Source organism: Lentzea sp. NPDC051208 (assembly GCF_040682435.1).
Classification (GTDB): domain Bacteria; phylum Actinomycetota; class Actinomycetes; order Mycobacteriales; family Pseudonocardiaceae; genus Lentzea; species Lentzea kristufekii.
Genome location: NZ_JBFBAW010000020.1, coordinates 77,553 through 91,418, shown reverse-complemented (window position 1 = coordinate 91,418; position 13,866 = coordinate 77,553). Strand labels below are relative to the sequence as shown.

Sequence of the window (13,866 nt, the reverse complement as noted above, 5' to 3'; positions counted from 1 at the left end):
ACCCATCGCTATTCCAGCGGTTCGATCACCCCGAAGCGCCACCACACCTCTCGTTCCCGTGGTCTGATCAAGGTTTGGCCGAGCGCGGCGGGAGCACGGATGTCGATTCAGTTCTTGGGAGACCACGCGATCCCGCCCGAGGTGACGATCGCGGCCTCCAACAAGGGGCTGGGCAGGGCCACAGCGGCGCACCGGGTGCCGCACCGGATGGGCACCGAAGAGGAGGCCGCGAAGGAGAAGAGCGCCGAACGCCGCCAGGGCGTACTCGTCTTCGGCGCGATCGCCAGCCCTCTGGCCATCGGTCTGCTCCTCTGGTGGGCCACCGGGAGCCCCGGCCTGGGCATCGGCGTGGGCGTGGTGCTGACGCTCGTGGCCTGGGGCGTGAGCTTCTACTTCATGAACCGGGACGGCGACGGGGACGACGAGGACCGCGACCGCGTCTACGTGTTCGGCGAGGGTTTCGCGCTGCCGCCGCGGGACGGGGTTCCCGCCCGCGCGTTCACCTGGGACGAGGTCGAGGCGCTCCACCGCTTCGTGACCGACACCTACGTCGCGCGCCGGCTCGTCGTCACCGGCCACGTCTACAAGCTCGTGCTGGCGGGCGGCGAACTGGTCGTCTTCCACGGCGCCGAACAGCCGGACAAGGTGTCACCCACCGACGTCCTGCAGCTGGGTCCGCTGCTGGAGAAGGAGATCTTCGAGCGGCGACTGCCACCGGCGGTCGAGGCGATCAACGCGGGCCGGACCGTCACCTTCGGCGCGCTGGCCCTGTCCGCGTCGGGCATCACCACCCCCGCCGGTCTCGCGCCGTGGAACACGGTGCGAGACCTGTCGACCAGTGCGGGCCACGTGGTGATCGCCGCCGCGGGGGGCAAGCCGGGGATGTACGCGATCGGCGACATCCCCAACTTCGAGGTCTTCTGGACGTTGGCGCAGAACCTGTGGGCGCAACACTGACTCTCCACCGGCCGCTGCGGGCAAGCCTCAGGCGACGTCGAGCACGGTCTTGAGCCAGCCGTCCTCGCGCCGGTCGAACGACTCGTAGGCCTCGATGGCGTCGACCGGGTCCTCGTGACGGGTGATGAACGCCGTGGGATCGACGGTGCCGCTCACGACGAGATCCAGCAACTCCGGCAGGTAACGGCGATGGTTGCAGTTGCCCATGTTCAGGGTGAGGTTCTTGTTCATCGCCTCGCCGATCGGGAAGCGGTCGAACCCCGCCGGGTAGACGCCGATGATCCCTATCGTGCCCGCCTTCGCGACGGCCTGCACGGCCCACCGCAGCGCCAGGCTCGGCGCGTTGCCCGGCACCCACTGCTCGCCCCGCGGCGCCGCGTCCGGTGCCGCCTCGGACCGTTCCTGCTCGAACTGCTCCGCCTGCTGCTCGTACTGCTCGGCGGCCGGTCCGCGCGCCGGGCGCTGCGCGTCCACGCCGACGGCGTCGATCACCCGGTCGGCGCCGACGCCACCGGTGAGTTCCTTCACCAGCGCGACGGGATCCTCGACGTTGAAGTCGATGGTCTCCGCGTTCTGCTCGCGGGCCTTGTCCAGGCGCGACGCGATGCCGTCGACCACCAGCACCCGGCCCGCGCCCTGTCGCTTGGCGGAAGCGATCGCGAACTGGCCCACCACACCGGCGCCCAGCACCAGCACGGTGTCGCCGTCGCCCACTTCCGCCAGCCGGGCGCCGAACCACGACGTCGGGAAGATGTCCGACAGCAGGATCGCCTGGTCGTCGCTCACCGCGTCGGGCACGCGCACCAGGGTCGTCATCGCGAACGGGATCCGGGCGTACTCGGCCTGCAGGCCGTCCACCGGGCCGGTCATCTCCGGACCGCCGAAGAAGCACGTGCCCGCCGACGGGCCGTTGGGGTTGGCCGTGTCGCACTGGGCGAAGTAACCGGCCCGGCAGTACGAACAGGTACCGCACCCGACGGTCGAGGTCACCACCACGCGGTCGCCCGGCGTGAAGCCGCGCACGGCCGGGCCGACCTCCTCGACCACACCGACCGCCTCGTGGCCGAGCACCGTGCCCTGCACCATGCCCGGCATCGTGCCGCGCACCATGTGCAGGTCCGTTCCGCAGATCGCGCTGCGGGTGATCCGCACGATCGCGTCGGACGGTTCCAGGATCTTCGGATCGGGCACGGTGTCCAGACGGATGTCACCGATGCCGTGCCACACCACTGCCTTCACAGCGCTTCCCCTCGTTCGTCCACAACGGATTCCGCCGGCGTCAGCCCGCAGGCCAGGCGATGGTGGACAACAGCGCCAGCTCGGCCTGACGGGAGTCGAGGCGGCTGTGCTGGACGACCACCGGGACGTCGCTGTGCAGCACGGTGGCGAAGTCCGTGTCCCGCGGAATCGGCTGCGGGTCGGTCAGGTCGTTGAACCGCTGGTGCCTCGTGCGTCGCGCAGGCACCGTGAAGCGGTAGGGGCCGACCGGGTCCCGGTCGGTGAAGTAGACGGTGATCTCGACGTTCGCGTCCGTGTCGGACGTGTTGAGGATGCACGCGGTCTCGTGGCTTTCCAGGGCCGGGCTGTCGCCGTGACCGCTGCCGGGGATGTGCCCCTCCGCGATCACCCAGGTGCGTTGTCCCAGAGCGTTCTGCATGTCTGCCCCCGATCAGCCGATGGTCGCGAGCAGGTCCCGGCAGGCGGTCTCGCACGCGCGACACGCCTCGGCGCAGATCCGGCAGTGCTCGTGCATGTTCGCGTGCGACCAGCACTCGTCACCACAGGCCTTGCACGCCACCGCACACGCCTCCAGCAAGGCCCGGCTGATGTCGGCGTCGTAGGCGGTGTGCCGCGACAGGACCCGAGCCGTGGCGCCGCAGATGTCCGCGCAGTCCAGGTCGGTGCGGATGCACTTCGTCAGCTCCGCCACCGAACTCTCGCTCAGGCACGCGTCGGCGCACGCGGTGCACGCCTCGGCACAGGCGATCAAGGCGTCGATCGCCGCTGCCAGCCTGCCCCTGTCCACGTTGATCTCCGCGGGGTAGCTCTCCAGCATCGGCATCGTCGTCGTGGTCACGTCAGCCCTCCTCCGTCGGCATCGCTCCCGTCTCGGCTACCCCGCGACGTCCCGGCGAACCACGCGACGACGATCAGGCGACGGCGACCAAGGCGCCGCCCGCAGGCCGCGGAGGCTGCTCCAGCAGGGTGATCAGCAGCCCTTCCCTGGTGGACCACGGGCAGATGTCCACGACGTCGTGACCGGTCGCCTCCATGAGCGCCCGCGCGGCGATCGCACCGGCCAGCGACTGGTGTGCGCGGTGCTCGGAGATGCCGGGGAGCCGTGCGCGCTCGGCCGCGGGCAGCTTCGCCAGCCGGGGAATCCACTTCGCGAGGTCGGCGGCACGGAGCTGGCGCGCGACGAAGAGCCCGTCGCGTTGCGAGCGCGCGCCGGTCAGGCGTGCCAGCTGCTGGAAGACCTTGGAGCAGCCCACGGCACGGCACCGGGCGCCGTCCGGCAGGCCGGCGGGGAGGTCGGCGTTGATCATCCGGACGAGGTCCGCGGTGGTGCGGCGCAGCCGCTTGCCGGTGAGCTTCTCCGACTCCCACAGCCTTGTCAGGGTTCTCGCTCCCAACGGGAGCGAGTGGGCGGCCACGGGCTCCGTGCCCTCGCCGACGGCCATCTCCACGGTGCCACCGCCGACGTCGAGCACCGTGAGCGGGCCGGCCGACCAGCCGAACCAGTGCCGCGCGGCGAGGTAGGACAGGCGGGCCTCCTGCTGACCCGACAACGTGCGCAGCTCGACACCGGTCCGCGACGCCACCAGGTCGACGACCTCCCCGGCGTTGGCGGCGTCCCTGATGACCGAGGTGGCGAACGGGACCACGGTCGACACCCCGGCCCTGCGGACGGCCTGCTGCGCCTGGTCGACGGCGGCGGCGACGCGCGCCATCCCCGCCGGGCTGATCCGGCCGGACGGGTCGATGGCCTTGTCCAGCCGCAGCCTCACCTTGTGCGACAGGACCGGGCGCACCAGCGACCCCTCGTGGCGGTCGACCACGACCAGGTGAGCGCTGAAGCAACCGACGTCCAGAACGCCGACCCGATGGGGCTCCTCGGACACGCGCCATCACCTCGCACCTCGTCGTCAGGGCCACCAGATACCCGGGATCGGGGCAGGCAAACAACACTTCCCTTTCATCGGGGCGAAGTGGTTTGTTCCGCTTTCGGCGGGAATTCGCCGGCCATGGCTGTTCCGCCGGCAGGACACGCGACGAAGCTGGTCGAAGCCGCACGGGGAACCGGTGGCGAGCACGCCCTGCTCGCCGTCCTGGAGGTCCCCGGACTGCTGCGCGATCCGGTGTGGCGACGAGAAGACCCGGACCTCGGCCGGGGAACGGGCGTGGTGCTCGTCCCCGGCTTCGGTGTCGGTGACGCCAGCCTCGCGCTGACCCGGATCTGGTTGCGGCGCCGGAACTTCCGTCCCATCGGCGCCCGCATCGGCCTCAACGTGGGGTGCACCACCGAGCTGGTGCACAGGATCGAACGCAGACTCGAGCACCACGTGCGGGCGACCGGCGGACGTGCCGTGCTGATCGGCCACAGCCGCGGTGGCGGACTGGCCCGCATCGCCGCGGTCCGCAGACCCGATCTGGTGCGCGGGCTCGTGATGCTGGCCAGCCCGGTGCTCGATCCGCTCGGCGCGAACCCCGGTGTGGCGCGTGCCGCTCGCAGGCTCGCCCGGTTCTCGGCCGCCGGACTGCCCGGCCTGCTCGACGAGGACTGCCTGTCCGGAACCTGCTACGACACCAGCATCGAGGCCCTGAGGGCTCCCCTGCCGTCCACCGTCCCCGCGCTCGCCGTGCACTCCCGCAACGACCGGGTCACGCCGTGGTGGCTGTGTCTCGATCCCTGCGCCCACTGCGTCGAGGTGACCTGCTCGCACACCGGCATGGTGCTCGACCCGGACGTCTACCGGGTGCTCGAGACCCACCTCACGGCGTGGGCCGGGGCCACGCCGTGAGGTGGTGGTCAGGGCTTGCGGGCCACCACCCGGAAGCTGTTCAGCTCGGAGTCGGCGGGGTCGGGTAGTTCCATCCCGGCGTCCAGGCCGCTGCGCACGTAGTCCACGACCGCCTTGGTGATCACCTCGCCGGGCAGCACGGCCGGTGCTCCCGGCGGGTACGGGGTCACCATCTCGGCGCTGATCCGGCCGATCGCCTGATCCGCGGGCACCTGCTCCACCTCGGCGAAGAACGCGTCACGGGGCAGCATCGCGGTTTCCAGCTGCAGCTCCTCGGGCGTGGGCAGGTCGACGGGCGGGGGCGCGGGCATGTCCTCGGCGGCCTTGACCAGAGCGTTCAGGGCGTCGAGGAGCACGCCCGCGGTCCGGTGGTCGTCCGCGTGGGTGAACTGGGCGACGATGCGGCGGTGGTCGGACAGGCCGACGGTGACGCGCTGGTGCTCGCGCAACCAGTCGGCGGCCTGGTAGCCGCTGATGTTCAGCTCGGCCAGGTCGACGACCATCTTGAGCGGGTCCATCGAGTGCGCCAGGCCGGAGCCGGTGAACTCGGCTTCGCCCATGACGCGCAGGCCGGGCAGGTCGTCGATCTCGGCGCGGGTGGAGTGCGCCAGCGCCAGGACGGCGGTGAGCATCGCCTTGCCCTGCTGGACCATGTGCCGGCGCCAGCCGTCGAGGGTCGCGTACACCAGGGAGGTGGGGCTGGTCGTGCCCAGGAGGTCCTCGCGGTTCTTGAGCGCCGCCGGGTCGACCAGGTCACCTTGCAGGTGGAACACCGAGCTCTGCTCCACCGCGGCACCGGACTTGTGGACGCTGGTGACGACCACGTCCGCGCCGGCGTCCATGCCCCACTGCGGCAGGTCCGGGTGGAACGGCAGGTGAGCACCCCACGCCTCGTCCACGATCAGCGGCTTGCCGAACTCGTGGCAGACGTCGGCGACGGCCTGGATGTCGCCGCACGTGCCGTAGTCGTTCGGGGTGACCAGCAGCATGCCCTTGGCCTCGGGTTCGGCCTCGAACAGCTTGCGCACCTCGTCGGCGCCCGGCGGGTGGGACAGGTGCCGCTCGGCGTCCCAGTGCGGCGACAGCCACACCGGTGACACGCCGCTCAGGATCAGCCCCGCCACCACGGACTTGTGCACGTGCCTCGGAATGATGATCTTCTCGTGCGGTCCGGCGACCGACAGCATGGCGCTCTTGACCGACAGCGAACTGCCGCAGGTGGAGAAGAACGCCTGGTCGGCGTCCACGGCGTCGGCCATCAGCTGCTGGGCCTGCTCGATGACGCCGTTGCGCATCAGCCGGTCGTCCAGGCCGTTGACCGAGATGACGTCCGAGGCGAACACCGCCTCACCGACGACGTCCAGCACGCGCGGGTCCACTCCCCGCCCCTGGCGGTGGCCGGGTGGGTTGAACGGGGTGAACCCCAGTTCACGAAACGCCTGCAACGCTTCCAGCACGGGTGCTTTGCTGTGGTCCATGCGAACGGAGTAACCGGAACGCGGCCACTTGAACATCTCCGGCGCCATGATCGAGGCGATTGGACGAACGGCAGCCGGGTACACGACGGTCATGGCTACGCATGACATGGATCCGGCCGAAGACCAGGCGTCGTACACGCCACCGCACGACACCGGCTCGCCCGACGCCGTCGAGACCGACCCGGCCGCTCTCAACAGTGCGGAGGACCTGGACGAGGACCGGCTCCGGCTCGACCCGCTCGAAGCGGGCATGGACCCGCCGGAGCGGTGGAGCGGCGTGGACAAGTACGGCATGACGCCGTACGAGCAGGCCCATCCCCGGCCGCTGGAGGACCGGCTCGCCGAGGAACAGCCCGACGTGCCGGTCACCGAGTCCCCCTTGGACGAGGAGGTGCGGGCGGAAGCCGCCGGACGCGGCCAGCTCGCCGACGAACCCGGCGGCTCGGTGGCCGGCGCGGCACGCACGCCCGAGGACCCGATCTGACCTGACGTTCGGACCGAGCACGGCGACAGTCCCCTGTGGACGGAGCCGTGCTCGGTCCGAACGCATTGCGCGACCGGGAACAGCGGGTCAGCGGCGAACAGGCTCGCGGGTGTGCCGGTCGTGGCGGATGATCTGCACCGGCACCACGGGTCCGTCTTCCGGTGCCTCCTCCGGCAGCGGGCACAGCAGCAGCTCGGTGTCGGCCAGGAGTGCCTGTGCCGCACGGAGATCCCCGGCGATCCGGTCGCGCTGGCCGCGCAGCGCGTCGATCCGCGCCTGCGCGCGCTGCTGTTGCTCGGCCAGGACGCGCATCGCCTCCGCCCGGCGCAACGCCATGGCCTGCTCGAAGTCCGCCTCGACCTGCTGACGCAGCCGCGCGGCCTGCTCGTCGAGCTCGCGCCGGCGGCGTTCGGCCTGCCGGGTCGTCGCTTCGACCTGCCGGTGCGCGCGGTCCATGAGCTCGCGGTGCTCGGTCTCCATCTCCGCGCGTCGCCGGTCGAGGTCGGCCACGAGCTGTTCTGCCCGCTGCCGCAGCCGTTCGGCGGCCCTCTCGGCGTTCGCCCAGTGCTGCTCGGCGGCGGCGCGGGCGCGGGTGGTGATCTCCTCCGCCTCGCCGTGGGCGAGGTCGACCATGCGCCGCAGGCGTTCGGTGAGCACGTCCGGTTCGATCGGGGTGCGGCAGATCCGGTCGACGCGGGCGCGCAGCTCCGCGTTGTGCGTGCGAGCTTCTTCCAGTTGCCGGGCAAGGGACTCCGCGTGGGCGAGGGCGGCGTCGCGATCCGCGGTGACCAGCCTCAGCTCCTCCTCCGCCCCTCGCACGTAGTCCTGGACCTGGTCGCGGTCGTAGCCGCGCCGCCGCAGGTCGAAATCGGTGCGCAGCGGCAACAACTCCACTCTTGTTCTCCCTCCGGTCACCGGTGCGGCAACGCCACCGATCGGGGCCCCTGCCGCGATCGGTGGCGTCCGGTGTCACTTGCCGTTGATGGCGATGCGGCGCGGCTTGGCCGCCTCGGTCTTGGGAACGCGGACCGTGAGCACTCCGTCGGCCAGCTCGGCCTCGATCCTGTCGGCGTCGACGTCGCGCGGCAGCGTGACCCCGTAGGAGAACTGCCCGACGCGGCGGGTGCGGTGCCGGAACAGGCCCTGCCGTTCCTTCTCCCTGACCTCACCGCTGATGGACAGCTCGTTGCCGGCGAGGTCGACGACGACGTCGTCGCGCCGGACGCCGGGCAGCTCGACCTCGACCAGGTAGGCCTCGGCGGTTTCGGTCACGTCGGCGAGCGGCGCCCGCACGGTGTCACCGACGGAACCGGCCACCGACTCCAGCAGACTGCCGAGCCGGCCGTGCAGGTCCTCGAACTCGCGGAACGGATCCCACCGGCCGAGTGGGCCGGACGATCGCACAGCAGGCAACGCCATGGCTTCACACCTCCTATGAGAGCCGAACGATTTTCCGTTCTCCTATACGAATCCGCGCCCGCCGTTGTTCCCGGAGCCGAGCCACTCGGACTCAGTCCTCCGGGTGATCCGTGCCACGGGCGGGCTGGAGACGCGCTTCCCGGTCAGGACGCAGTCCGATGCTGCACGCGTTGGGGGACTCCATGAACACCATCGCCGTGCTCGTCATCCCGGCGCTGACCGACCGGCGGCCGGCCGAACCCGCTGACCGCGAACCCCGGCACCGGTGTTTGGCCGCGCACGGAGTGGGCACAAGCGGGTATGGAGACGCCGCGTGTTCATTGGGACCGATCAGTTCAGGCTCTCGCCAAGGGCTACGGCTGGATGCCGGACCTCCGGCGCCGCCTGGACAGCGATGTGGTGCACACACGGGTCATGGGGCAACGCGCCGTGGGACTGTGCGGCCCGGAGGCCGCGCAGTTCTTCTACGACGAGAAGAACGTCCAGCGCCACGACGCGATCCCCGGTCCGGTCCTGAGCACCCTGTTCGGCCACGGGGCGGTGCACACGCTCGACGGTGACGCGCATCGGCGGCGCAAGTCCCTCTTCCTGTCGCTGGCCACGCCCGAGTCGACCGCCCTGCTGGTGCAGTCGGTGGCGGCGGCCTGGGAGGACACCGTCGTCGGGTGGACCGAGGGCCGTGAGGTGGTGCTGTTCGACGAGGCGAGCCGGGCGCTGGCGGCGGGTGTGCGCCGCTGGGCGGGCATTCCCGTGAACACCCACGAGGTCGCGGAGCTGGCCGCCGACCTGGTGGCGATGGTCGACGGGTTCGCGACGGCCGGGCCTCGCCACTGGCGGGCGCGGCAGGCCCGTGAGCGGCGGGAGGAGTGGCTGGGATCGCTGGTCCGGGACGTGCGCGACGGCAGGGTCGAAGCACCGGAGGGGTCCGCGCTCGACGTCGTCACGCGGCACCGCGACGCCGACGGCGACCCGCTGGACCCGCACACGGCGGCGGTGGAGCTGCTCAACGTGATCCGGCCGACCGTCGCGGTCTGCTGGTTCGTCGCTTACGCGGGCCATGCGCTGCACAGGTGGCCGCAGCACCGCGAACCGCTCCGGGCCGGCGGTGACTTCGCCGTCGCCTTCGCACACGAGCTGCGGCGGTTCTACCCGTTCGCACCGTTCCTCGGCGGTCGTGCCGCGCGCGACCTCGACCTGGCGGGCGAACGCGTTCCGGCGGGATCGCTCGTGCTGCTGGACCTGTGGGGCCAGAACCACGACAGCCGCTGGTGGCCGGACCCGTACCGGTTCGACCCGCACCGGTTCCTGGACCGCGAGATCGGCGAGTGGGAACTCGTGCCGCAGGGCGCCGGCGACCCCGGGACCGGGCACCGCTGCCCCGGCGAACCGTTCACCGTCGCGATCCTCGCCGAACTGTGCACCCGCTTGGCGCACCTCGACTACGAGGTGCCGGAGCAGGACCTGACCATCTCGCTGAGGCGGATCCCGGCGCGTCCCCGCAGCCGCTTCGTCCTGGTCCCCACACCGCGATGAGTCCGGAGTGGACTGCCGCTCCGCGTTGCCGGGGCACCGTTTGCACCGGATTCGGCCGGGTAGCCGAGCACCGTGACTGAAGAACTCCCTTTGACGGACTACGACCAGCTCCCGCTCGGCGACCTGAAGCACCGCATCCGGTCGCTGAGCGAGGAGGAACTTCGACGCGTGCGCGACCACGAACGCGAGCACGGTGACCGCACGCCGGTCCTGCAGGTCATCGAGGCCAGGCTGGACGAGCTCGGCCGTGGCGCCGAACCGGCACCGGGCGACCAGCGCAACGCTCCCCGCGTCAGCGGGACGGCGGGCGAGCCGCCCATCTCGCCGGCGCACTCACCCGACGGCACCACGCCGCTGCGGCACGGCGTCCACGAACAGACGCCGTCACGCGGACGGACCTAGACCAGCCTCGACCCGGCGGCGGCCCAGTGCGGCGGCTCGGCCGAAGCGGTGCGGCACCGAAGCACACCGAACGAGCGCGATCCGGTGCGTGCGAAGCGGATCGCGCCTGGTAGCCGCCCGCTGCGGCGAGCCCGCCGCACAGGCTCCTCGCTGCCGCGGCTGTTCCACACCACCGATCACAGGCTGATCGGATCTTCCCCGTCCGGCCGCGCACCTGAGCGCGCCCGGAGCCAGGCCGGTTCAGGCCGGGGCGTGCCCGCACGCCACCTGCCCGCGCCGAGACGAGGTCACAGCTCCATTTCGCCTCTCTTCATCCAGCGCGCGAGCAGGATGGAGGCGTCGTCCCCCAGGGCATCGTTCTGGTGCGCCAGAACGGCTTTGATCAGCCGCCGGGCCGTCTCCGGTGGCGGGTTCTGCGCAGCGGCCTCCCGTTCGAGGAAGTCCGTCAGCCGGCTCTCGCCGAAGAGCTCGCCGGCGTCGTCGCGTGCCCCGGTGATGCCGTCGGTGTGCAGGACCAGCCAGTCGCCGGGCTGCAGCATCTCCTCCGCGATCACCAGTTCACCGGTTCCCCGGCCGAAGGGCAGTCGTCGTCCGCCGGTGAGACGTTTGACGACCTTGCCGGACCTCAGCAGCAGCGGCGGCGGGTGACCGGCGTTGAGGTAGCGCAACCGCCCGCTGCCCAGGTCGAGTTCGGCCAGGACACCGGTGGCGAACGCGCCGTCGGGGAACTGGCCGCAGATCGTCTCGTCGATGGCGCGGGCCTGTTCGAACAGGCCGCGGCCCACGCGGCGGTTGCTCCGGCAGGCGGCCAGTGCGGCCGCGGCCACGAACCCGCTGCGCAGGGTGTGCCCGACGGCGTCGAAGATGGCCAGTGAGGCCGTCTCCGGCGACAACGTGTAGTCGAAGGCGTCACCGCCGACCTCGTAGCAGGGCTCCAGCATGCCGGCGAGCGCGAAGCCGTCGACGGCGGCGGTGAGCGGGGGCAGCAGCTGCCAGATCAGGTCCGCCGCCGGGGTCCTCTGCCGCTGGAGCCGGATCGTGTCCAGGCCGTCGCCGTAGCCGGTGCTGATGGTGACCAGGTGGCCGATGAGCGCCGACAGCCAGCGGCACCACAGGTGCAGCTCCGGGTCGTGCGGATCCGTTCCTCCGGCCGGAGTCACGCCCAGCACGCCGAGGCGTTCCACCCCGTCGAGCAGCGGCACCCACAACTGCGGGTGCCCGCCGGCGTCGCTGGTGAGCGTCTGCACCGTGCGGAACGCCCGCCCCGGCAGGCTCGTGTCCACTCCGACGGGAACGCGATGGGGGTCTTCCGGGTCGTGCAGCGGGTGCAGGGTCTGCTGGTCGTAGTCGACGAGGTAGATCGCGATCCGCAGCCCCAGTGCCCTGCCCGCGCGCGCCGCGGCCGCGGGGAGGCGCTCCGGTGGCGCCTTGTGCATGCCGTCGAGCAGGCCGACCAGGCCGGCCAGCGGTCCTGTCCGCGGACTGCTGCCCCGTGCCGGGAAGGTGTAGGGCACCCGCTGCGGCCAGGTCAGTTCGTCGAGGCGCTCGTTGATCGCGTGCGCCAGCATGTCGCGTTGCAACGCGGGCAACGGCATCAGGCCGTGCAGGTACGCCTCGACCTCCATCAGCCCTGCCGCTCCGCCGAGGGCGAAGTACCGCGTCCACAACTGCTCCGGCGTCAAGCCGGCCCTGCTGAAGGCGAGCGCCAGCGCGCGGCGCTGCTCGTCCTGGTGTGAGGCCTGCCGGTCGGAGGACATGGCGATCAGCGGTCCCGCCGGACGGTGGAGCGCACGAGGCTGCCGGCCAGGTCGCGCAGCTTCTTGTTCTCCTCGCGGGCGTTTCGCGCCAGCAAGGCGAAAGCGGTTCCCTCGTCGACGTGCTCACGCGCCATGACGATCCCCTTGGCGATGCTGATCATGTCGCGGCCGCGCAACGCGTCCGCGAGTGCTTCACTCAGCTTCGTCGCGTTCTCGAACGTCCGCACGTTGGCCACCAGGATCGCCGACTGCGCCGCGAACATCGTGAGCAGGTACTCGTCCCGTTCGCCGAAGGTGCCCGGCTCGTGGCCGTAGACCTTGATCGCGCCCAGTGCGTCGCCTCCCGCGACCAGCGGCGCGCTCAACGCCGACCGCATGGCCGACTCCTTGGCGGTCGCTGCCCAGCGCGGCCACCGGTCGTCCTCGGTGATGTCGTCGACCCTCACCACGTGGCGCTCTTCCCACGCCGTCAGGCACGGCCCCTCCCCCAGGTCGTACTGCAGCCCGTCGAGGTGTTCCACGACCGGGTCGGTGGCCGCCGCGGTCGTCCTGCGGCCGTGTTCGTCGAGCAGTGACACGCCCGCGCCGGCTGAGCCGGGAAGCGCTTCTCCCGCCAGGGACGTCACCAGCTGCAGCGCCGTGCCGACCGTCTCCCGCGACAACAGCAGGCCCGACATCCGCGCGGACACGGCCGCCAGTTCGTCGGCCAGCGGCAGGTCGTGGTTCATTCGCGTCACACCTTCGGCACTGACTCATCGCCTCTCCGGTGACGGACGTGCACCGATGCCCCCGGCTTCCCAGCCGTCACCGCTCCAAACCGGCGGACGGCTCGCCGGTGCGACAGCAGTTGCCGAACGCGCTAGGCTCGTGAGATCTGTGGTCCTTCGTGCGTCGAGCCGCGGCGCACGCCTCGGATGCGTTTCACGGTGGACGAGTACACCCGAACGTCGTCGCACGAATCGTCCGGTTCAGCCATGTGCCGGTGGGAGCACTCCCGCCGTGCGTCCCGTCCGGGGGCCTCGTCGGCGGGCGAGGACACGACCATGGCGACTTCGAACCACTTGGACCGGCCGCTGCCGGTCGTCCTGGACGAGGTGACCACCGCGCTGGAGCGCCTCTCGGAAGCACTCAGCCGTGAGGACGACCTGCGGAAGCTGATGCACCAGGTCTGCGAACAGGTCGTGCACGCCGTGCCCGGCGTCGACGAGGCGACCGTGACACTGCTGGACGTCGGCACGCCGTTCACCGCCGCGAGCACGGGCGACGTCGTGATGCGGCTGGACGGTGTCCAGTACCGCTCGGGGGCCGGCCCGTGCCTCGACGCCGCCGCGACCGGCCGGTTGGTGCGGGCGACGATCCACGAGGCCGTGGACCGCTGGCCCGACTTCGGCGCCGAGTCCCACGCCGCCGGAATGGGCAGCTTCCTGTCCGCGCCGCTGACCGTGGACAACGAGCACTCCGGCGCCATCAACGCCTACTCCCGGCAGGGCCACGGCTTCCACGAACTGGATGCTCCGCTCCTGGCCCTCTACACCGCCGCCGTGGAGACGGCCCTGCGCAGTCACAGCATGTACCTGCGGGCGTTCAAGCTCGCCGCGCAACTGCGTTCCGCGTTGCAGTCCCGCGCCGTGATCGACCAGGCCAAAGGCGTTCTCATGGCCGTGCACGCGATCCCCGCGGACGAGGCCTTCCGGCTGCTGGTCGAGCGGTCGCAGCGCGAGAACGTCAAGCTGCACGCACTCGCCGAACGGTTCATCGCCGACCTGGTCAGCAGGTCCAGCCAGCCGGAAGCGGGTTCCGGGGAAGAGGCGTGA

General features: G+C 71.3%; 15 protein-coding genes. 6 read left to right on the top strand and 9 right to left on the bottom strand.

The features are described 5' to 3' along the window. Positions 1-99: 99 nt before the first annotated feature. Positions 100-957 (top strand): DUF6585 family protein, encoded by an 858-nt coding sequence (locus AB0M48_RS36915; protein ID WP_363851075.1) that lies wholly within the window; start codon positions 100-102, stop codon positions 955-957. A gap of 27 nt (positions 958-984) precedes the next feature. Here AB0M48_RS36915 and AB0M48_RS36910 read toward each other — a convergent pair whose 3' ends face one another. From AB0M48_RS36910 to AB0M48_RS36895, 4 genes are all read right to left on the bottom strand, one after another. Continuing rightward, positions 985-2,196: a zinc-dependent alcohol dehydrogenase gene (locus AB0M48_RS36910; RefSeq protein WP_363851072.1), complete on the bottom strand. Its 1,212-nt coding sequence runs from the start codon at positions 2,194-2,196 to the stop codon at positions 985-987. A 40-nt stretch (positions 2,197-2,236) separates the two neighbouring features. Next, complete coding sequence (locus AB0M48_RS36905) at positions 2,237-2,614, bottom strand: sensory rhodopsin transducer (RefSeq protein ID WP_363851069.1); 378 nt, start codon at positions 2,612-2,614, stop codon at positions 2,237-2,239. A 12-nt stretch (positions 2,615-2,626) separates the two neighbouring features. Next, positions 2,627-3,034 (bottom strand): four-helix bundle copper-binding protein, encoded by a 408-nt coding sequence (locus AB0M48_RS36900; RefSeq protein ID WP_363851066.1) that lies wholly within the window; start codon positions 3,032-3,034, stop codon positions 2,627-2,629. Positions 3,035-3,107: 73 nt separating this feature from the next. Beyond that, entirely contained in the window at positions 3,108-4,079 is a 972-nt protein-coding gene (locus tag AB0M48_RS36895; protein WP_363851064.1) for an exopolyphosphatase, read from the bottom strand. Positions 4,080-4,202: 123 nt separating this feature from the next. On the opposite strand from AB0M48_RS36895, the gene AB0M48_RS36890 reads away from it, so the two are divergent. After that, positions 4,203-4,979, top strand: coding sequence for an alpha/beta fold hydrolase (locus AB0M48_RS36890; protein ID WP_363851061.1), 777 nt, complete (start codon positions 4,203-4,205; stop codon positions 4,977-4,979). An 8-nt stretch (positions 4,980-4,987) separates the two neighbouring features. On the opposite strand, the gene AB0M48_RS36885 is transcribed toward AB0M48_RS36890, so the two are convergent. Further along, positions 4,988-6,457 carry an ornithine decarboxylase gene (locus AB0M48_RS36885; RefSeq protein WP_363851250.1) on the bottom strand — a complete coding sequence of 490 codons (1,470 nt, stop codon included), beginning with the start codon at positions 6,455-6,457 and terminating at the stop codon, positions 4,988-4,990. 106 nt (positions 6,458-6,563) lie between these two features. On the opposite strand from AB0M48_RS36885, the gene AB0M48_RS36880 reads away from it, so the two are divergent. After that, positions 6,564-6,941, top strand: coding sequence for a hypothetical protein (locus AB0M48_RS36880; RefSeq protein WP_363851247.1), 378 nt, complete (start codon positions 6,564-6,566; stop codon positions 6,939-6,941). Positions 6,942-7,028: 87 nt separating this feature from the next. Here the strand turns inward: AB0M48_RS36880 and AB0M48_RS36875 are convergent, their stop codons facing one another. Then, a complete protein-coding gene (locus tag AB0M48_RS36875) occupies positions 7,029-7,835 on the bottom strand; it encodes a metallopeptidase (protein ID WP_363851059.1) in 807 nt (268 codons plus the stop codon). A 75-nt stretch (positions 7,836-7,910) separates the two neighbouring features. Then, the gene (locus tag AB0M48_RS36870) at positions 7,911-8,360 is read right to left on the bottom strand and encodes an Hsp20/alpha crystallin family protein (RefSeq protein ID WP_363851056.1); all 450 of its coding nucleotides are present in this window, start codon (positions 8,358-8,360) and stop codon (positions 7,911-7,913) included. 300 nt (positions 8,361-8,660) lie between these two features. On the opposite strand from AB0M48_RS36870, the gene AB0M48_RS36865 reads away from it, so the two are divergent. Further along, entirely contained in the window at positions 8,661-9,893 is a 1,233-nt protein-coding gene (locus AB0M48_RS36865) for a cytochrome P450 (RefSeq protein ID WP_363851053.1), read from the top strand. Between the two features lie 72 nt (positions 9,894-9,965). Then, positions 9,966-10,295 carry a hypothetical protein gene (locus AB0M48_RS36860; protein ID WP_363851050.1) on the top strand — a complete coding sequence of 110 codons (330 nt, stop codon included), beginning with the start codon at positions 9,966-9,968 and terminating at the stop codon, positions 10,293-10,295. Between the two features lie 287 nt (positions 10,296-10,582). Here the strand turns inward: AB0M48_RS36860 and AB0M48_RS36855 are convergent, their stop codons facing one another. Next, positions 10,583-12,052, bottom strand: a complete 1,470-nt coding sequence (locus AB0M48_RS36855; RefSeq protein WP_363851046.1) for a PP2C family protein-serine/threonine phosphatase — start codon at positions 12,050-12,052, stop codon at positions 10,583-10,585. A 5-nt stretch (positions 12,053-12,057) separates the two neighbouring features. After that, complete coding sequence (locus tag AB0M48_RS36850; RefSeq protein WP_363851044.1) at positions 12,058-12,780, bottom strand: GAF and ANTAR domain-containing protein; 723 nt, start codon at positions 12,778-12,780, stop codon at positions 12,058-12,060. A gap of 315 nt (positions 12,781-13,095) precedes the next feature. On the opposite strand from AB0M48_RS36850, the gene AB0M48_RS36845 reads away from it, so the two are divergent. Continuing rightward, positions 13,096-13,866, top strand: a complete 771-nt coding sequence (locus AB0M48_RS36845; protein ID WP_363851041.1) for a GAF and ANTAR domain-containing protein — start codon at positions 13,096-13,098, stop codon at positions 13,864-13,866.